At 67.2% G+C, this 18,178-nt stretch carries 15 protein-coding genes; 9 read left to right on the top strand and 6 right to left on the bottom strand.

The window, feature by feature from the left end; genetic code table 11:
* The first annotated feature begins 15 nt into the window (after positions 1 to 15).
* From ABIE19_RS05575 to ABIE19_RS05555, 5 genes are all read left to right on the top strand, one after another.
* Complete coding sequence (locus ABIE19_RS05575) at positions 16 to 2,094, top strand: TonB-dependent receptor family protein (protein WP_354088129.1); 2,079 nt, start codon at positions 16 to 18, stop codon at positions 2,092 to 2,094.
* Positions 2,094 to 3,464: a PepSY-associated TM helix domain-containing protein gene (locus ABIE19_RS05570; RefSeq protein WP_354088128.1), complete on the top strand. Its 1,371-nt coding sequence runs from the start codon at positions 2,094 to 2,096 to the stop codon at positions 3,462 to 3,464. The genes ABIE19_RS05575 and ABIE19_RS05570 overlap by 1 nt, the downstream gene beginning before the upstream one ends.
* A gap of 14 nt (positions 3,465 to 3,478) precedes the next feature.
* Entirely contained in the window at positions 3,479 to 3,961 is a 483-nt protein-coding gene (locus ABIE19_RS05565) for a copper chaperone PCu(A)C (RefSeq protein WP_354088127.1), read from the top strand.
* A gap of 212 nt (positions 3,962 to 4,173) precedes the next feature.
* Entirely contained in the window at positions 4,174 to 5,271 is a 1,098-nt protein-coding gene (gene ychF / locus ABIE19_RS05560; protein WP_354088126.1) for a redox-regulated ATPase YchF, read from the top strand.
* A gap of 132 nt (positions 5,272 to 5,403) precedes the next feature.
* Positions 5,404 to 6,675, top strand: a complete 1,272-nt coding sequence (locus ABIE19_RS05555; protein WP_354088125.1) for an O-acetylhomoserine aminocarboxypropyltransferase/cysteine synthase family protein — start codon at positions 5,404 to 5,406, stop codon at positions 6,673 to 6,675.
* A gap of 2 nt (positions 6,676 to 6,677) precedes the next feature.
* On the opposite strand, the gene ABIE19_RS05550 is transcribed toward ABIE19_RS05555, so the two are convergent.
* A complete protein-coding gene (locus ABIE19_RS05550; protein ID WP_354088124.1) occupies positions 6,678 to 7,151 on the bottom strand; it encodes a hypothetical protein in 474 nt (157 codons plus the stop codon).
* 114 nt (positions 7,152 to 7,265) lie between these two features.
* Here ABIE19_RS05550 and ABIE19_RS05545 point away from each other — a divergent pair, with 114 nt between their 5' ends.
* Both ABIE19_RS05545 and ABIE19_RS05540 read left to right on the top strand, forming a co-directional pair.
* Positions 7,266 to 9,473: a TonB-dependent hemoglobin/transferrin/lactoferrin family receptor gene (locus ABIE19_RS05545; protein WP_354088123.1), complete on the top strand. Its 2,208-nt coding sequence runs from the start codon at positions 7,266 to 7,268 to the stop codon at positions 9,471 to 9,473.
* 45 nt (positions 9,474 to 9,518) lie between these two features.
* Positions 9,519 to 10,499: a DUF6607 family protein gene (locus ABIE19_RS05540; protein WP_354088122.1), complete on the top strand. Its 981-nt coding sequence runs from the start codon at positions 9,519 to 9,521 to the stop codon at positions 10,497 to 10,499.
* Positions 10,500 to 10,572: 73 nt separating this feature from the next.
* On the opposite strand, the gene ABIE19_RS05535 is transcribed toward ABIE19_RS05540, so the two are convergent.
* The 5 genes from ABIE19_RS05535 to petA all read right to left on the bottom strand — a co-directional run bounded on the left by ABIE19_RS05535 (position 10,573) and on the right by petA (position 16,847).
* The gene (locus ABIE19_RS05535; RefSeq protein ID WP_354088121.1) at positions 10,573 to 12,189 is read right to left on the bottom strand and encodes a M28 family peptidase; all 1,617 of its coding nucleotides are present in this window, start codon (positions 12,187 to 12,189) and stop codon (positions 10,573 to 10,575) included.
* 116 nt (positions 12,190 to 12,305) lie between these two features.
* Positions 12,306 to 13,940 carry a M28 family metallopeptidase gene (locus ABIE19_RS05530; RefSeq protein ID WP_354088120.1) on the bottom strand — a complete coding sequence of 545 codons (1,635 nt, stop codon included), beginning with the start codon at positions 13,938 to 13,940 and terminating at the stop codon, positions 12,306 to 12,308.
* A 149-nt stretch (positions 13,941 to 14,089) separates the two neighbouring features.
* Positions 14,090 to 14,965, bottom strand: coding sequence for a cytochrome c1 (locus tag ABIE19_RS05525; RefSeq protein WP_354088119.1), 876 nt, complete (start codon positions 14,963 to 14,965; stop codon positions 14,090 to 14,092).
* Between the two features lie 5 nt (positions 14,966 to 14,970).
* Positions 14,971 to 16,269, bottom strand: a complete 1,299-nt coding sequence (locus tag ABIE19_RS05520) for a cytochrome b (RefSeq protein WP_354088118.1) — start codon at positions 16,267 to 16,269, stop codon at positions 14,971 to 14,973.
* 17 nt (positions 16,270 to 16,286) lie between these two features.
* On the bottom strand, positions 16,287 to 16,847 hold the full coding sequence (gene petA / locus ABIE19_RS05515) for a ubiquinol-cytochrome c reductase iron-sulfur subunit (protein ID WP_354088117.1): 561 nt from the start codon (positions 16,845 to 16,847) through the stop codon (positions 16,287 to 16,289).
* A gap of 194 nt (positions 16,848 to 17,041) precedes the next feature.
* Here petA and ABIE19_RS05510 point away from each other — a divergent pair, with 194 nt between their 5' ends.
* Both ABIE19_RS05510 and ABIE19_RS05505 read left to right on the top strand, forming a co-directional pair.
* Positions 17,042 to 17,497: a tRNA (cytidine(34)-2'-O)-methyltransferase gene (locus ABIE19_RS05510; protein ID WP_354088116.1), complete on the top strand. Its 456-nt coding sequence runs from the start codon at positions 17,042 to 17,044 to the stop codon at positions 17,495 to 17,497.
* A gap of 65 nt (positions 17,498 to 17,562) precedes the next feature.
* Positions 17,563 to 18,174 carry a TIGR02466 family protein gene (locus tag ABIE19_RS05505; RefSeq protein WP_354088592.1) on the top strand — a complete coding sequence of 204 codons (612 nt, stop codon included), beginning with the start codon at positions 17,563 to 17,565 and terminating at the stop codon, positions 18,172 to 18,174.
* Positions 18,175 to 18,178: the final 4 nt, after the last annotated feature.

The raw sequence follows: 18,178 nt of genomic DNA, 5'->3' as shown, positions 1-18,178 counted from the left end.
TCAGGATTGATATCCATGTCATTGAAATTCCATGCGGCGCCTCAGGCGCTGCTGATCGGCGCCTGCCTTCTGGCGCCCTCCCTCGCCCATGCTGGCGACCTGACCGCCGCTTCGCCTGACGATCCCGTCGTGGTCGACAGCATCATCGTCACCGGCCGCCGCAACCCCGAAGACCCGGCCGTCGTCGCCGAAGCGCGCGACCGCCTCAGCCGGACGCCCGGCGCCGTGGCGGTGGTGTCGGCCGAAAGCTATTCCGACCGCTTCGTTCAGGGCTTCTCCGACACCCTGCGCAACGTCCCCGGCGTCCTGGCCCAGAAACGCTATGGCGAGGAAAGCCGCCTCTCCATTCGCGGCTCGGGCATAGCCCAGGGCTTCCACCAGCGCGGCGTCCTGTTCGCCCAGGACGGCGTGCCCTTCGCCGACGCCGACGGCTTCTCCGACTTCCAGAGCCTGGACGCGCTCAGCGCCCGCTATGTCGAGGTATGGAAGGGCGCCAACACCCTGCGCTTCGGCGGGGCGCAACTGGGCGGGGCGATCAACCTCGTCACCCCTACCGGCCGCACGGCCCGTCAGCGCGCCCTGATGCAGGTCGAGGGCGGCGGCTACGGCTTCGTGCGCGGCCATGCCGCCGTGGCCGGGACGCACGGCGATTGGGACCTCTACGCCGCCGCCACCGCCATGCAGGGCGACGGCTGGCGCGACCATAGCGAGCAGTCGCAGGGCCGCCTGACCGTCAATGCGGGCCGTTCCTTCGGCGAGGATCGCGAGGTGCGACTGATCGCCCAGGCGGCGGACATCAAGCAGGACATCCCAGGCTCCCTGACCCTGGATCAGGCCCTGAAGACGCCGCGCATGGCCTCAGGCAGCGCCCTGTCCGGCGATCAGGCTCGCGACCTGACGGTCAAGCGGCTGACGCTCCAGACCCGCTGGCGTTTCAACCCGTCGACCCTGTTCGAGGGCGCCGTCTGGGGCTGGGAGAAGTCGCTCTATCACCCGATCTTCCAGGTGATGGATCAGGACAGCACGACGCGCGGCGCCTTCGCCCGCATCGACTGGACCGGACAGGTCGGCGGTCTGCGCGCCGACGCCTTCTACGGCTTTTCCTGGCGAGACGGAGAGGTCGAGGCCCTGCGCTATGTGAACCTAGCGGGCCGACGCGGCGCCAGGACCGCCGACGCTCGGCAGCAAGCCTCCGGCCTGGACGTCTTCGCTGAGGGGCGGCTGTTCGTCACCGACTGCATGGCCGTCGTCGCGGGCGGGTCGTGGGGTCGGGCCACGCGCGACTATCTGGACCGCATGACCCCGGCCAACGACGCCAGCCAGGACTATGACTGGTTCTCGCCGCGTCTGGGTCTGCTGTGGGAGGCCGAGGACGGCGCCCAGGTCTTCGCCAACCTGACCCGCTCGGTCGAGCCGCCGACCTATGGCGCCCTGGTGCAGGCGCCGCTGACCGGCTTCACCCCGGTCGAGGTCCAGGACGCCTGGACCGGCGAGATCGGCGCGCGCGGCCGTCGCGGGCCCCTGGCCTGGGATGTTGTCGCCTATCGCAGCCGGATCGACGGCGAGATGCTGAACTTCATCACCGGCCCTGACATCCCCGCCGCCACCTTCAACGCCAAGAAGACCATCCACCAGGGAATCGAGGCCGGGCTGGACTGGACCCTCCCCCTCGAACTGGCGGACGGGTCGCTGATGCTGCGTCAGGTCTATAACTGGAGCGACTTCCGCTTCGACGGCGACGCCCGCTGGGGCGACAACCGCCTGCCAGTCGTGCCTCAACATCAGTACCGGGCCGAGTTGACCTGGCGTCATCCGACGGGCGTCTTCGTCACGCCGTCGGTCGAGTGGCGGATATCCAGCCCCTATGTCGACTACGCCAACACCCTGAAGGCGCCGGACTACGCCGTCCTGGGCCTGACCGGCGGCTTCAACATCGGCCCGAACACTTCGGTCTATGTCGACGCGCGCAACCTGACCGACAAGCGCTACGTCGGCGAGTTCTCGGCCGTGACCGACGCCCGCGCGGCGCAGACGGCCGTCTTCCTCCCCGGCGAGGGCCGTTCGGTCTTCGTCGGCCTGCGGCTGGCCTACTGATGACCGCCCCCCTCAAGAACAAGGCGCCGGACGTGATGTCCGGCGCCTATCGGGCCGTCTGGCGCTGGCACTTCTACGCCGGGGTGCTGGTCATGCCCTTCCTGATGCTGCTGACGCTGACGGGCGGCCTCTATCTGTTCAAGGACGAGATCGACCACGCCGTCTATCGCTCCATGATCGAGGTTCCTGCCCGTTCTCGCCAGGCCGATCCCGACCAGTGGCTGACCGCCGCCGCTCGCGCGGGCGAAGGCCGCGCCGCGAACATCACCATCCCCGCCCGCGCCGATCAGGCCGTGCGCATCCGCGTCGATCGGCCCGACGGCGCCCAGCGCACCGTCTTCGTCGATCCTCACACGGCCGCCGTCACCGGCGTCACCGCCCATGGCGGCGTGACCGAGACGATCAAGAAGCTGCACTCCCTGACCCTGTTCGGCGGGCCGGTCGGAACGGCGCTGAACATCCTGGTCGAGATCGTCGCGGGCTGGGCCGTCATCCTGTGCGCCACCGGCCTCTACCTCTGGTGGCCGCGCCGCCGCTCCGGCGCCGTGCTGCTGCCGAAGGAGACGGACGCGCGCCGCCGCCCCTTCTGGCGCGACCTGCACGCCCTGACCGGCTTCTATGTCGGCGGCGTGATCGTCTTCCTGGCGGTCACCGGCATGCCCTGGTCGGCCGTCTGGGGCGATCGGTTCATGGGCGTCATGCGCGGCACGGGTCTGGGCCGCCCGCCCGCGCCCGCCGCCGCCGGCCCCTGGAGCCACGCCAAGCCCCACGACGCCCCGGCGGGCGTCGGCTGGACATTGGAGAACGCCGTCCTGCCCGTGCATGGACACGGCGTCGCCAGCCTGACTCGCGTTCTCGAAACCGCCCAGACGGAAGACCTGCCCCGCCCCTTCATCGTCAGCATCCCCCAGTCCCCCGACCTGGCCTGGACCGTGGCCCGCCAGACCCGCAAGGCCGAGGACGCCCGCAGCCTCTATGTCGACGGCGTCAGCGGCGCGGTGAAGGCCGACCTTCGCTGGGAACAGTTCGGCGCCATGGCCAAGGGCTTCGAATGGGGCATCGCCGTCCACCAGGGGATGCAGTACGGCTGGATCAACCGCATCCTCATGCTGACCGGCTGCATCGCCGTCTGGCTTCTGGCGCTCAGCGGCCTGGTCATGTGGTGGAAGCGCCGCCCGCCCAGCCTGTCGTCCCGCCGCACCGGCGCCCCGCCCGCACCGCCCGGTCCCCGTGCGCGAATTGCCGTGCTGTGCATCGTCATCCCCCTGTCCATCCTCTATCCCTTGACGGGACTGAGCCTCGTGGCCGCCCTGCTGCTCGATCGAGCCGTACGGGCGTTCGCCGGGTCCAAGACCGTCGCAGCCTCTTGAAAAAGGAGACTCTCATGAAAACCCTGCTCACCCTGACCGGTCTGTCCGCCGCGACCCTCGTCCTCGCCGCCTGCGGCCAGCCTGCGGAAAAACCCGCCGAGGCCGTCGCCGCGCCGGGGACCGTGACGGTCGCCGACGCCTGGTGTCGCCCCACGCCGAACGGCGCCAAGGTCGGCGGCTGCTACGTCACCCTGACCGCCGGGTCCGACGACCGTCTGCTCAGCGTCTCCACCGCCCTGGCCGAGAGCGCCCAGATCCACGAGATGAAGATGGAGAACGGCGTCATGAGCATGGGCGAGCTGAAGGACGGCCTGCCCCTGCCCGCCGGTCAGAAGGTCGAGCTGAAGCCGGGCTCGACCCACGTCATGCTGATGGGCCTGCGCGATCCGCTGGTCGACGGCGGCGTCGCCTCCTTCACCCTGACCTTTGAAAAGGCCCCGGCCATCGGCGTCCACGCGGCTGTGAAACAGCCGCCGGTGGTGGATTCAGAAGAGTAGTCGAACCGCATCTTTCCTCCCCACTCGTGGGGAGGGGGACCGCGTAGCGGTGGAGGGGGCGACGCAGACGTAAGCCGTCGAGTCGCCCCCTCCGTCACGTCGGCTGCGCCGCCGCGCCACCTCCCCATGGAATGGGGAGGAAAGCTCGATATGCCCTCGCACCTGACAAACCGACCCGAACCCGCTAAAGGCTCGCGCTCACGAGGAATCCCATGGCTCTTAAAGTCGCGATCGTCGGCCTGCCCAACGTCGGCAAGTCCACCCTGTTCAACGCCCTGACCAAGACGGCGGCGGCCCAGGCCGCCAACTATCCGTTCTGCACCATCGAGCCGAACACCGGCGACGTGGCCGTGCCGGAAGAGCGCCTGAACATCCTGGCCGGCATCGCCGGGTCCAAGGAGATCATCCCCGCGCGGATCACCTTCGTCGACGTGGCCGGCCTGGTGCGCGGCGCGTCCAAGGGCGAGGGTCTGGGCAACCAGTTCCTGGCCAACATCCGCGACTGCGACGCCGTGGCCTTCGTCGCCCGCTGCTTCGTCGATGACGACATCACCCACGTCGAGAACCGCATCGATCCCATCTCGGACCTCGAAATCATTGAGACCGAGCTGATGCTGGCCGACCTCGAAAGCCTGGAGCGCCGTCGCGTTCAGGTCGAGAAGCGCGCCAAGGGCGGCGACAAGGAATCCCAACTGACGCTGAAGCTGATCGACGCCGCGCTGGAGAAGCTGCGCGACGGCAAGCCCGCGCGTCTGGCCGAGGTGTCCAAGGAGGACAAGAAGGCCTGGGACATGCTGCAGCTGCTGACCGCCCTGCCCGCCCTCTACGTCGCCAACGTCGAGGAAGGCTCGGCCGACAAGGGCAACGACCTGTCGGATCTGGTCGCCAAGCGCGCCGCCGAGGACAACGCCAACTCGGTGGTCATCTCGGCCCAGATCGAGTCGGAAATCGCTGTCCTGGACGACGAGGAGCAGAAGGAGTTCCTCGAGACCCTGGGTCTGGAAGAGCCCGGCCTGAACCGCCTGATCCGCGAAGCCTACAAGCTGCTGGGTCTGCAGACCTATTTCACCGTGGGTCCCAAGGAAGCCCGCGCCTGGACCATCCCGGTCGGCGCCACCGCGCCCCAGGCCGCCGGCGTCATCCACACCGACTTCGAAAAGGGCTTCATCCGTGGCGAAACCATCGCCTTCGACGACTATGTCGCGCTGAAGGGCGAAGCGGGCGCCAAGGAAGCCGGCAAGATGCGGGCTGAAGGCAAGGCCTATGTCGTCAAGGACGGCGACGTGATGCACTTCCTGTTCAACAACTGACCCGGTGACTGGGCCAGGTTAGAAAATCTGACCCGACCTGCAGAAAATCTGAAATCCCATTGCCGAGCGGCTTTTGCTAAGCCTCGGGAAAGTCAGGCGTGATCGACGCGCCTGCTTTCCCGGGGGAAACGCATGAAGTTCGATACGCTCGCCGTCCACGCCGGCTATTCGCCTGACCCGACCACCCGTTCGGTGGCCGTGCCCATCTATCAGACGACCAGCTACGCCTTCGACGACACCCAGCATGGCGCAGACCTGTTCGACCTGAAGGTGTCGGGCAATATCTACACCCGCATCATGAACCCGACTTCGGACGTTCTGGAACAGCGTCTGGCGGCCCTGGAAGGCGGGATCGCCGCCCTGGCGGTCGCCTCGGGCATGGCGGCCATCACCTATGCGATCCTGACCCTCGCCGAGGCCGGCGACAACATCATCGCCACCAGCACCCTGTACGGCGGCACCTATAACCTGTTCGCGCATACCCTGCCCCAGTACGGGATCGAGGTGCGCTTCATCGACGCCGACGACCTTTCAGCCGTGGCGGCCAATACGGACGACCGAACCAAGGCGGTCTTCTGCGAGTCCATCGGCAACCCCCTGGGCAATGTGGTGGACTTCGCCGCCCTGGCCGACGCGGCCCACGCGCAGGGCCTGCCGCTGATCGTCGACAACACCGTGCCGACCCCCTACCTGACGCGCCCGATCGAACACGGCGCCGACATCGTCGTACACGCCCTGACCAAATACATAGGCGGCCACGGCACCAGCATCGGCGGCGCCATCGTGGACGGCGGCAAGTTCCCCTGGGCCGAGCACAAGGCCCGCTTCCGTCGCCTGAACGAGCCGGAGGTCAGCTACCACGGCGTGGTCTACACCGAGGCCCTGGGCCCGGCGGCCTTCATCGGTCGGGCGCGCACCGTCCTGCTGCGCAACACCGGCGCCGCCCTCTCGCCGTTCAACAGCTTCCTGATCCTTCAAGGGCTGGAGACGCTAGCCCTTCGCATGGACCGGCACGTGGAGAACGCCACGGCCGTCGCCCAATGGCTGAAAGCCCACCCCAAGGTCGCCTGGATCAACTATTCCGGACTGGAAGATCATCCTTCCAACCCACTGATTCAGAAATACTTCGGTGGGAAGGCATCCGGTCTCCTGACCTTCGGCGTCAAGGGCGGTCGCGAAGCCGGCGCCCGGTTCCAGGACGCGGTCGCCCTGTTCACCCGCCTGGTCAATATCGGCGACGCCAAGTCCCTGGTCTGCCACCCGGCCTCGACCACCCACCGCCAACTTTCGCCTGAAGAACTGCAGAAGGCGGGCGTCACCGAGGACACCGTCCGCCTGTCGGTCGGCATCGAGCACATCGACGACCTGATCGCCGACTTGGACCAGGCCCTGGCCGCCGCCTAACCCTAGCCCGCCAGGGTCGAGCACCGCAGCAGCCGCACCGGCCGGTCGCTGCTGCGGTCCATCCATGTGATGTCCAAGGTCCGGTCGCCGGCGGCCAGGCGGATGCGCTCATAGCGCGACCTGCCCTCCCCATCGCATTTCAGCGCCGCCTCATAGCCCGTGCTGATCTGAGTGATCCGCTGGATGTCGCAACGGTTCTCATAGCCGCGCAATTCCGTGGTGGTGATCTCGATCGGCACGCGATCCCCGCGCGGCTCGAAGCACCACTCCGCCTCCGCCGCCCATCGGCCCACGAAGTTCGGCGGCCCGGCTCCCGGCAGCGCGGCCTCTACGCCGGGCGGCTTTTCTCCAGGCGGCGGCAGGACCGCCGTCCCCTCGACCGGCCGTCCTGGTTCAGTCGGCGGATTCACGCCCCCGTCCCGGTCGCAACCGGCCGTCGCCAGACACAGCAGACTGAGCAGGATCACGGTTCTCATGCCTGGGAAACGCCCGCGCGGACGCCCAGGTTCAAAGACCACGCCAAGGTTGCGGTTGATTCTAATAATCGTTCGCAGTAATTGCGCAGCCCTCTCTCAATCGGGGCCGTACCCATGCGCTCAATCCTCCTCCTCTCCGCCGGGCTGACCGCCCTTTCGGCCGCCGCCTTCCCCGCCGCCGCCGAAGAGGTCGTCGATCTTCAGCAACCGGTGCGCGTGGCCCCGATCACCGTCGTCGGCACCCGCACCGAGCGCCGCGTGGACGAAGTCCCCGCCAGCGTCAGCGTCATCACCGCCGAAACCATCGAGACCAATCTGGTCACCGACATCAAGGACCTGATCCGGTTCGAGCCGGGCGTCAGCGTTCCCACCAGCCCCGCCCGCTTCTCCGCCGCCCTGTCGGGCGCCGGCCGCGACGGCAATTCGGGCTTCACCATTCGCGGGATGGGCGGCAATCGCGTCCTGATCGTCCAGGACGGGGTACGCGTGCCCGACGGCTTCGCTTTCGGCGCCCAGGCCGTGGGTCGCGGCGGCTACAATGACCTGGACCTGGTCAAGTCCGTCGAGATCCTGCGCGGCCCCGCTTCGGCGCTCTATGGATCGGACGGCATCGCCGGCGCCGTCAGCTTCACCTCCAAGGACCCGGTCGACTTCCTTTCGGCGGGCCGCGACTTCGGCGCCCGCGCCCGCGTGGCCTATAACTCGGCCGACGAGGGCTGGAGCGAGGGCGTGGCCTTCGCCGGCCGCCGCGGCTCCCTGTCAGGCCTGCTGGCCTACACCCGCCGCGATGCCCAGGAAACGGAGAACATGGCCAAGACGGGCGGCGTAGGCGCAGCCCGCACCCTGCCTAATCCTCAGGACTTCTCCAGCAACGCCGTCCTCGGCAAGCTGGTCTGGGACGTGAACGACAATCATACCCTCCGCCTGACCTATGATCACTTCGACCAGGACATGGAAGGCGAGGCGCTCAGCAGCTATTCCGCCACCGTGATCGGTCTGACGGCTCAGGACGAGACCCAACGCGACCGGGTCAGCCTGGACTGGCGCTTCACCGACTTCCTGGGTCTCGATTCGGGCTCCGTCGCCGCCTATTGGCAGGATTCGACCACCCGCCAGTTCACCTATGAAGACCGCACTCCGGCTGTTGATCGCACCCGCGACGTGACCTTCGACAACTCTATCTGGGGTCTCTCCGCTCAGGGCTCCAAGAGCTTTGGCGGCGAAGCTCTTCGGCATCGCGTCACCATCGGCGGCGACTGGTCGCACACCAATCAGGAAGGCATCCGCAACGGCACGGTCCCCCCGATGGGCGAGCCCTTCCCCGCTCGTCCCTTCCCCAAGACCGAGTTCAGCCTGGCCGGCCTGTTCATTCAGGACGAAATCTCCATGCTGAACGGCCGCCTCAGCATCATCCCCGCTCTACGCTACGACTGGTATGAACTGACGCCGAAGAAGGACGCTCTCTTCCCCGCCCCGGCCGAAGGCCAGAGCGACAGCCACCTGTCGCCCAAGATCGGCGCCATCTACTGGGTCGAGGACCATTTCGGCCTCTTCGCCAACTACGCCCAGGGCTTCAAAGCGCCCTCGCCGATGCAGGTGAACAACTTCTTCGCCAACCCGGTGTTCGGCTATGAGTCCATTCCCAACCCGAACCTGAAGCCCGAGACCAGCTCCAGCTTCGAGGGCGGCCTGCGCTTCCGCAACCTGAACGCCTTCGGCGGCCGCATGACGGCCCAGGCCACGGCCTTCCATACCGACTACGACGACTTCATCGATCAGATCGTCGTACGCGGTACGGGCGTGCCGGGCGTCGACCCGCTGATCTATCAGTACGTCAACCGCACCAAGGTGAGGATTCGCGGGCTGGAAGCACGCGGCGACATTCGCTGGGACAACGGCTTCTCGACCATCGTCGCCGCCTCCTACGCCGAGGGCGAGCAGGAGACGAACGGTCGAACCGGCGCCCTGACCAGCATTGATCCGGTCAAGCTGGTTGCAGGCCTGAACTATGCCGCCCCCTCGGGCGTCTGGGGCGGAGGCGCCACCGTCACCTGGTCCGGTGAAAAGTCGAACTACGACTGCGGCGGCGGCCAGTGCTGGCCAGGCGAATCCTTCGCCATCATGGACGTCACCGCCTTCTGGAACGTGACCGAGCGCGCCACCCTGCGCGCCGGCGCCTTCAACCTCTTCGACGAGAAGTACGCCTGGTGGAGCGACGTGCGCGGCCTGAACCGGTCGACGGCGGGCGGGCCGCCGGCGACGCTGGACGCCTTCACCCAGCCAGGTCGCAATTTCGGCGTCTCCCTGAGCTTGCGCCTGTAAGGGGAAGCGCCTTTAATGCAAACGACTCTCATTATGGATAAGCCCATGCGCGCCATCCTCATCGCCGCCGCCCTTCTGACGGGTGTGGCCCCTGCGGCCACGGCGGCCGCCCAGTCGGTCGCGCCTTCGACCGCCCCCGCCCGCGACGCCCAGTTCGAGCGGGATCGCCAGTCCATCCTGGCCCAGGCCGGCCAGTACCGCGTTCGTTTCGACATGCGTGAAAACGCCGTCTTCCGCGCCGGCTACGAGGCCCTGGACGAGAAGCTGTCCGGCGGCAACGAGATCGTCCGCATCGTCTACGATCACGGCGACCGCATCAGCCTGCAGCACATCCTGGTGATGGAGCACGACGGCAAGTCGATGGTCATCAAGCACTGGCGTCAGGACTGGGTCTATCAGCCGACCCAGGTCCTGACCTATGCCGGTCCGGACGAATGGACCCTGACGTCGGTCTCGGACGCGGATCGCACCGGCGCCTGGTCCCAGACCGTCTGGCAGACCGATGACTCGCCCCGCTACGGCGGCGTGGGCCGCTGGAACTACGACAACGGCATGGCCGAGTGGACGTCCAACGTCACCTGGCGGCCGCTGGCCCGCCGCGACGCCGTGCGCAACCCTGTCTACGACCGCTACCTGGGCTCGAACCGCCACGCCCTGACCCCGGCGGGCTGGGTGCACATCCAGGACAATCTGAAGATGGCGCCGGCCCAGGGCGACGGGGGCGAACCCACCGCCGTGGTCCATGAGGACGTCACCAACACCTACAGCCGCTGGGACGGCTATTCGGCCAAGCCGGGCGACGACTACTGGGCCGCGACCAAGGACTACTGGGCCGCGATCCGCGACGCCTGGGACGCCGCCATCGCGCGCGGAAACGGCGTTCATGTCGAAGAAGAAGCGGATACGGGCGTCGTCACCGGCATGCCGCTGATGGACCTGGCGCAGAAGATCCAGGACGGCGAGATCACCCAGGATGCGGCCATCGCCCAGGGTCGCCGCATCATCGAGGACGCCACGAAACGCTGAGGCGCGCGCCCATCCCCTGCGCGCTTCCGCGAAAGGCCCTCCGTCCACCCTCGGACGGAGGGCCTTCTTCGTTTCAGTCCCGCCGCCGCGCGGCCTCGCTGCGGGCGCGCACCGGACCGAACTCCGAGGTCGGCTTCCAGGTCGGCCATTCGTCGCCGTTGGCCAGTTGCAGGCCCAGGCGGTACAGCAGGGTCAGGTTCTCGACCGCCGAACGCAGGTCCCAGTCGGCTGACCACTCGTCGCTGGGGCGGTGGTAGTCGGCGCCGAACTTGGCCTTCCACGCCGCCAGACCGGCTTCACGCCCGCCCTCGACCCAATCCACCCCGTGCCAGGGCATCAGGGCCGGAACCCCCGCGCGCGCGAAGGGGAAGTGGTCCGAGCGATAGTAGAAGCCCTGCTCCGGCTGACCGTCGTCGGAGACATAGCGGCCTTCCTTCTCGGCCAGGGCCTGCAGGTCGTCCTCCAGACTGTTCTGCCCCTTGCCGAAGATCGGCACGTCGCGGGTCGGGCCCGACAGGGGCAGCATGTCGATGTTGATGTCGGCCACCGTGGTTTCCAGCGGATAGACCGGATCGGCGGCATAGGCGTAGGCGCCCAGCAGGCCCATCTCCTCGGCGGCCATATGGGCGAAGACGATAGTACGGTCCGGCGCGGGCGCGGCCTTCAGCTGGCGCGCCATCTCCAGCACGCCGATAGTGCCCGAGGCGTTGTCCCAAGCGCCGTTGAAGATCTTGTCGTCGCCCGCCGCATGCTCGTTGACGCCGACATGATCCCAGTGCGCTGAATAGATGATGGTCTCGTTCGGCCGCTTGGCCCCCGGAATCCGGGCCAGCAGGTTGTGGGTGCGCAGGGTGTCGATGGTCTCGGCCGTCTCGACCGACATCGTCACGTTCGGCACGACGAAGGCGCGGAAGTCGCCCGTGCCGATGCGCGAGGCCAGATCGGCGACGTCCAGCCCCAGGGCCTTGGCCGTATCCGCATTGATCGCGCCCGAGAACTCCAGATCCGCCGCGCCGGGCGTCAGGGTGCGGGTGCGAGCATTGCCCTGGGTCATGCGGGTCCAGCCGGCGTCGGTCGCAGCCGTCCTGGACACCGAAATGACCCCCAGCGCGCCGCGGCGCTTGGCCTCGTCCGCCTTGTAGGCGCCCGACTGGTAGTTGGTCGCATAAGGCCCGTTGAACAGGTCGCCGTCCGGCTCTCCGCCCACGACCAGAACGATCTTGCCCGTCACGTCGAGGTCGCCGTAGTCGTCCCAGCCGCGCTCCGGTGCGTGGATGCCGTAACCGACGAAGACCAGACCCGCATTGGTGATCGCCACCTTGCCGTCGTTGCTGACCGCCCGAAGGGCGATGTCGGCTCCCAGCGTCAGGACATGAACCTGACCGTCCGCCCCCGTCCAACTGGCTCGGGTCGCATCGGCGACGGGCGTGTAGCGCTTCAGATCGATCACCTGCAGCCATTGGCCGTTCGGCCCGCCGGGCTCCAGCCCCATGGCTTCATACTGGGCTTGCAGCCAGTCCAGCGTCTTCTTCTCGCCTTCCGTGCCGGGATAGCGCCCCTGGAAGTCGTCGCTGCTGATATGCCGGATCTCTTCCGACAGGCGCTGGGCCGAAAAGTCCTGGGCCGACGCCAGGCCCGCTCCGAACAGGATGGCGGCTGCGGCGACGCCGCTGATGAGCCGACGATGCATGGCTTGTACTCCTTCGCCCTCCCCCTCGGGGCGTCTCGCCAAAAACATAGGGCGGCCCCGCATGGGACCGCCCCTTACATTTTTGTCATGTTGCGCCGAAGCGGGTCAGACGAGCCTCACTTGCGCTGGGCGTCGCTGACCGTACGGGCCGGACCGAACTCCGAGCCTTGCTTCCACTGCGGCCAGTCGCGGCTGTTCGCCAGGGCCTCGCCCGCCTTGAAGACGACCTCCAGGTCCTGGATCATGCCACGATAGTCCCAGTTCGGCTCCCACTCGTCGGCCGCCTGGTGATAGCGGTTTGCGCCGTATTCGGCAGCCGCCGCCTGACGGGGCGCGATCGGCTCGTCCACATATTCGCCGGTCGAGGACAGGTAGCCCATGGGCACGCCGCGCTTCGCCAGAGGGAAGTGGTCCGAGCGGAAGTAGATGCCGGCGGCCGCGCCCGCATCGCCGACGAAGCCACGGCCCTGGGCCGCGGCCAGAGCCACCACCCGTTCATCCAGATCCGAATGGCCGTAGCCGGTCACGCCCAGCTTGCTCATCCGGCCCAGGACATTGCTGGCGTCCAGGTTGAAGCCCGCGACCGTGGTCTCCAGCGGGTACAGGGGATTGGCGGCGTAGAATTCCGAGCCCAGAAGGCCGCTTTCCTCGCCGGTGAAGCTGATCATGACGATGCTGCGCTGCGGGCGCGGACCGGCCGACCACTGACGCGCCAGCTCCAACAGGCCCGCCGTGCCCGAGGCGTTGTCCACCGCGCCGTTGAAGATGCGGTCGCCGGTCGCGTCGGGCGCGCCCACGCCGATGTGGTCCCAATGGCCGGTGTAGAGGATGGTCTCGTCCGGGTGGGTCGCCCCTTCCAGCCTGGCCACCACATTGTGGGTCGTGATGCCGTCCGTCTTGACGTCGAAGTCGACGTCGATGGTCGCTCCCTTCAGTTCGACCGGCTGGAAGTCGCGGCTGCGGGCCTTCAGCTTCTCCTGGTCGAAGTCGAGACCGGCTTGGCGGAACAGCTCCACCGTCACGTCGCGCTGCAGCCAGGCCTCCATCGGCACGCGCTCGGCCGTCGGGTTCTGGCGCACGATGTCAAACTGCGGCGCTCCCCAGGAATTGGCCACCGTGGTCCAGCCGTAGGAGGCGGGCTTGGTCTCGTGGACGATCAGCACGCCCGCCGCGCCCTGACGCGCCGCCTCCTCGTACTTGTAGGTCCAGCGGCCGTAGTAGGTCATGGCCGAACCGCCGAAGGTGTTCAGCGAGGGATCCTCGAAATCGGCGTCATTGACCAGGACGACGATGACCTTGCCCTTCACGTCGGTCTTGAAGTCGTTCCACTGACGCTCGGGCGCATTGATCCCGTAGCCGACGAAGACCAGGGGCAGGCCTGCCAGATGGACGGCTTCGCCCGGCAGGCGGGTGGTGATGGTCGCCTGCTGACCCTGGGCCAGGGCCTGGGTCCAGTCGCCGACCTTCAGCCGTCCCGAGACATTGGAGACGGAGAATCGGTTCAGGCTCACCGCCTGGGTCCAGCCGCCGTTCTCGCCGCCCGGCGCAAAGCCCGCCGCCGCATACTGACGGCTGAGGTAGTCGATGACCTTCTGCTCGGCCGGGGTGGCGATGCCGCGTCCCTCGAAGCTGTCGTCCGCCAGGACGCGGATGTCCTCGGAAATCCGGGCGGCGTCGAAGGTCTGGGCCGTGGCGACGGTGGACAGGGAGGCCGCGACCAGCAGGGCGGCGGCGGAGGTCGTCAGACGCATGGTTTACAGATCCCCTCAGGAAAACAACGCCCGGGACCGTAGAGGCCGCTTTCCCGCGAGTCGATGGCGGAACCTGGCGCCCGACGCACGAAAAAACCCGCCGGATCGCTCCGGCGGGTCATCTCTTTTTCCGATCTGGATACGAAGCCCTAGTGGGCGACGCCCTTCCAGATGCGGCGGTAGCTGGCGTAGGTCAGGCCCGCGAACAGCACCAGGAAGATCAGCACGCCGAAACCGGTCTGCTTGCGCTCGGTGGCCTTGGGCTCCGAGGTCCAGGCGATGAAGGCGGCCACGTCCTTGGCCATCTGGTCGACGGAGGCCTTGGTGCCGTCGTCATAGGTCACCTGGCCTTCGCGCAGCGGCGCGGGCATGGCGATGAAGCCGCCCTTGGGCGCATGGCCCTCGCCTTCCCAGAACGGGGTCAGATCGCCCGCCATATAGGGGTTGTAGTGCTGAGCCGAGGTCATCTTCAGACCCTTGGGCGGCGTCACATAACCCGACAGCAGCGAGTAGATGTAGTTGGCGCCGTCGTGACGGGCCTTGGCCATGACCGACAGGTCCGGCGGGGCCGCGCCGCCGTTGGCCGCGGCCGCGGCCGTGGCGTTCGGATAGGGCGACGGGAACTTGTCGGCGGTGGTGGCGTCGCGCATCAGCGCCTCGCCCGTCTCGCTGTCGATGTCCGGAACCTGGGATTCCTTGGCCAAGGCCTTCACGACCGGGTTGTCGTTCGGGTTCGGATATTCCGGGTTCCAGAACGGCCCGTGCTTGTCGCCCAGGTTACGGAAGTGCACCAGGTTCATGCTGTGGCACGAGGCGCAGACTTCCTTGTAGACCTTGTAGCCGCGCTGCAGCTGACCCTGGTCATAGGTGCCGAACGGCCCCTCGAAGCTGAAGCCGCCGCTGCGCGGGTGCTTGGCGCCGCCGGCGGCCATCGCCGGAGCGGCGACGGCGACCAGGCCCAGGGCGGCCGTCAGAACGACCAAGGTCTTGCGGAAGGACACGGTTTTCTTCTCGTTGGAAATCATCGCGCTCAGCCCTTCTGCTCGGCGTCGCCCGACAGGACCGGCTCGGAAATCGTCGCCGGGATCGGCAGCGGCTTCTCGCGCAGGCCGATGATCGGCATCAGCACCAGGAAGAAGATGAAGTAGTAGGCCGTCAGGAAACGCGTCAGCCACAGATAGGAGTTCAGGTCGCCATCGATCAGGGTGAAGGTCTTGAAGCTGCCGATGACCGGGGCGTCCGGAAGTTGCGCGCCGCACCAGCCGAGACCGAAGCAGACGAACAGGAAGATGATGAAGAAGGTCTTCATCGTCGGGCGGTAGCGCATGGAGCGCACCTTGGACGTGTCCAGCCAGGGCAGGACGAACAGGACGCCGATCGCCGCGAACATGGCCACCACGCCGCCGAACTTGTCGGGGATGGCGCGCAGGATGGCGTAGAAGGGCAGCATGTACCACTCAGGCACGATGTGCGCCGGGGTCTGCAGCGGGTTGGCCGGGATGTAGTTGTCGGCGTGGCCCAGGGCGTTCGGCTGATAGAAGACGAAGACCGCGAACAGGATCAGGAAGAGGATGATCGCAAAGCCGTCCTTGACCGTGAAGTACGGGTGGAAGGGCAGCATGTCCTTCTTCTGGCGATCCTTGGGGATCAGGATGCCGACCGGGTTGTTCTGACCGGCGGCGTGCAGGGCCCACAGGTGCAGCACCACGCAGCCGGCGATGACGAACGGCAGCAGGTAGTGCAGCGAGAAGAAGCGATTCAGCGTGGCGTTGTCGATCGCCGGGCCGCCGCGCAGCCAGATCAGGATCGGCTCGCCGACGACCGGGATGGCGCCGATCAGGTTGGTGATGACCTCAGCGCCCCAGAAGGACATCTGGCCCCAGGGCAGGACGTAGCCCAGGAAGGCGGTGGCGATCATCAGGAAGAAGATCAGGCAGCCGACGATCCAGATCATCTCGCGCGGCGCCTTGTAGGAGCCGTAGTAGAGGCCGCGCAGCATGTGCAGGTAGACGGCGATGAAGAACATCGACGCGCCGTTGGCGTGGACGTAGCGGATCAGCCAGCCGCCGTTGACGTCGCGCATGATGCGCTCGACCGACTCGAAGGCCAGGGCCGTGTTCGGCGTATAATGCATGGCCAGGACGACGCCGGTGATGATCTGGGTCATCAGGCACAGGGCCAGGATGCCGCCGAAGGTCCACCAGTAGTTCAGGTTACGGGGGGTCGGCAGGTTGGCGTAGTCCATGCCGAAGCGGATGATCGGCAGGCGGGTGTCCATCCACCGCTCGATGGCGGTCTTCGGGACGTAGGTGGATTCGTGATCGCTCATGGGTCCTCTGTCCGTCCTCAGCCGATCTTCACGCGGGTGTCGGACATGTATTCGTAGTTCGGCACCACCAAGTTCTTGGGCGCCGGTCCCTTACGGATACGGCCCGAGGCGTCGTAGTGCGAGCCGTGGCAGGGGCAGAACCAGCCGCCGTAGTCCCCGGCGTTGAAGGTCGGAACGCAACCCAGGTGGGTGCAGGAGCCGATGACGACGAGATACTTCTCGTGGCCGGGCTTGGTGCGTTCGGCGTCGGTTTGCGGTTCCTTCAGGTCCGAGGCGTGGTCGTCGGCGATGACGCGCTTCAGCTCGGCCGGAGTGCGATAGCGCACGAAGACCGGCTTGCCCTGCCACTTGATGACGACCTGCTGGCCTTCCTGAACCTTGGTCAGATCGAATTCGATCGACGCCAGAGCCAGGGTGTCGGCGGCGGGGTTCATCTGGTTGATCAGGGGCCAGGCCACCATCACGCCCGCACCGACCGCGGCGGCGCCGGCGGCGATGTGGATGAAATCGCGGCGGGTGGCGTCGTCGCCCCCGTGTTGGCCCTCGGGCCCTTCAGCATTCACGACCGATTCGGCCACGCTCTCACCTCTGCACTCCCGATCGCCCGCCCCGAAAGGGGTTAGTCGTCGGCATGGATCGTCCCTACGGAACGGCAGAAGACGCCTACGGCCCTTGTTTTACCGCAATCGCCGCAAGTCGCTGACACAACTTGCGAAACAGTCGCAACAAAGACCGCGACAAGACCCCGCCCCGCGCGTATGACGGCCTTAGAATGCGTCTCGCCCTTTTTCAACCTGACATCCCGCAGAATGTGGGCGCCTGCATCCGTCAGAGCGCCTGTTTCGGCGTCGAACTGCATGTGATCGAGCCCACGGGCTTTCGATTCGACGACCGCGCCATGAAGCGCGCCGCCCTCGACTACGGGCCCCTGTCCCACATGACGCGCCACGCCGACTGGGACGCTTTCCAGCGTGATCGCGGTCCCGGCCGCCTGGTCCTGTTCACCACGCACGGCGCCACGCCCCTGCCCGATTTCGAATTCCGCCCCGACGACATCCTTCTGTTCGGAAAGGAAAGCGCCGGGGCGCCGGATCACGTCCACGCCGCCGCCGATGCACGCGTCTTCATCCCGATCCGCGCCGAGACCCGCTCGCTAAACCTGTCGGTCAGCGCCGGCATCGCCCTGTGGGAAGGCCTGCGGCAACTGGGCGACCTGCCCCGACGCTGACTACCGCTTCTCTCATGCGCCCAAGATTCATGGCCCCCAGGGATCAGACAGGCTATGGCGGGGCCATGTCCCTGCGCCCCCTCTTCCCCACCCAGGTCTACGAAGCCTCCCTGGCCGCCGCGCGCGGCTGGACCGAACTGCACGAAGAGATTCTGGATCTCTGCCTGGTGATGGCCGAGGAGGACGAGGCCGGAATCGAATGGTGCCGGACCAACCACTATCCCGGCTACACCTCCTACGGCTCGATCAACGACCTGCCGCAGCGCTTTCCCGAGTTCGCCGAGTTGAAGAAGTTGCTGGACCGGCACGCCGCGGACTACGCTCGGGCGCTGAACTTCGATCTGGCGCGCAAGCCCCGGCTGGACAATCTGTGGGTCAACGTCCTGATGCCCGGCGGCGGCCACACCGGCCACATCCACCCGCACGCGATCATCTCCGGCACCCTCTACATCCATGTTCCCGACGGCGCCTCCTCGCTGAAGATCGAGGACCCGCGACTGGCCATGATGATGGCGCGTCCCGGCCTGACGGAGGCGGCGGGCGAGGACGAACGGCCCTTCGTCTATCTGACGCCCGCGCCGGGCGCAGTGCTGATGTGGGAAAGCTGGCTGCGCCACGAAGTCCCGGCCAACCGCGCCGAGGAGCAGCGCATCTCCATCAGCTTCAACTACGCCTGACCTC

The sequence above is a fragment of the Brevundimonas faecalis genome, from assembly GCF_040549405.1.
Classification (GTDB): Bacteria; Pseudomonadota; Alphaproteobacteria; order Caulobacterales; family Caulobacteraceae; genus Brevundimonas; species Brevundimonas faecalis.
Note: the sequence above shows the minus strand (reverse complement) of the source record. Positions and strands in the feature narration are given on the sequence as shown.

Excerpts from the sequence above, each read along its gene's own strand:
- ABIE19_RS05510 (WP_354088116.1), top strand. The coding sequence starts at position 17,042 with ATGCGTCTCGCCCTTTTTCAACCTGACATCCCGCAGAATGTGGGCGCC.
- ABIE19_RS05530 (WP_354088120.1), bottom strand. The coding sequence starts at position 13,940 with ATGCGTCTGACGACCTCCGCCGCCGCCCTGCTGGTCGCGGCCTCCCTG.
- ABIE19_RS05570 (WP_354088128.1), top strand. The coding sequence starts at position 2,094 with ATGACCGCCCCCCTCAAGAACAAGGCGCCGGACGTGATGTCCGGCGCC.
- ABIE19_RS05565 (WP_354088127.1), top strand. The coding sequence starts at position 3,479 with ATGAAAACCCTGCTCACCCTGACCGGTCTGTCCGCCGCGACCCTCGTC.
- ABIE19_RS05505 (WP_354088592.1), top strand. The coding sequence starts at position 17,563 with ATGTCCCTGCGCCCCCTCTTCCCCACCCAGGTCTACGAAGCCTCCCTG.
- ychF (WP_354088126.1), top strand. The coding sequence starts at position 4,174 with ATGGCTCTTAAAGTCGCGATCGTCGGCCTGCCCAACGTCGGCAAGTCC.
- ABIE19_RS05550 (WP_354088124.1), bottom strand. The coding sequence starts at position 7,151 with ATGAGAACCGTGATCCTGCTCAGTCTGCTGTGTCTGGCGACGGCCGGT.
- ABIE19_RS05545 (WP_354088123.1), top strand. The coding sequence starts at position 7,266 with ATGCGCTCAATCCTCCTCCTCTCCGCCGGGCTGACCGCCCTTTCGGCC.
- ABIE19_RS05525 (WP_354088119.1), bottom strand. The coding sequence starts at position 14,965 with ATGATTTCCAACGAGAAGAAAACCGTGTCCTTCCGCAAGACCTTGGTC.
- ABIE19_RS05555 (WP_354088125.1), top strand. The coding sequence starts at position 5,404 with ATGAAGTTCGATACGCTCGCCGTCCACGCCGGCTATTCGCCTGACCCG.
- ABIE19_RS05520 (WP_354088118.1), bottom strand. The coding sequence starts at position 16,269 with ATGAGCGATCACGAATCCACCTACGTCCCGAAGACCGCCATCGAGCGG.
- ABIE19_RS05540 (WP_354088122.1), top strand. The coding sequence starts at position 9,519 with ATGCGCGCCATCCTCATCGCCGCCGCCCTTCTGACGGGTGTGGCCCCT.
- ABIE19_RS05575 (WP_354088129.1), top strand. The coding sequence starts at position 16 with ATGTCATTGAAATTCCATGCGGCGCCTCAGGCGCTGCTGATCGGCGCC.
- ABIE19_RS05535 (WP_354088121.1), bottom strand. The coding sequence starts at position 12,189 with ATGCATCGTCGGCTCATCAGCGGCGTCGCCGCAGCCGCCATCCTGTTC.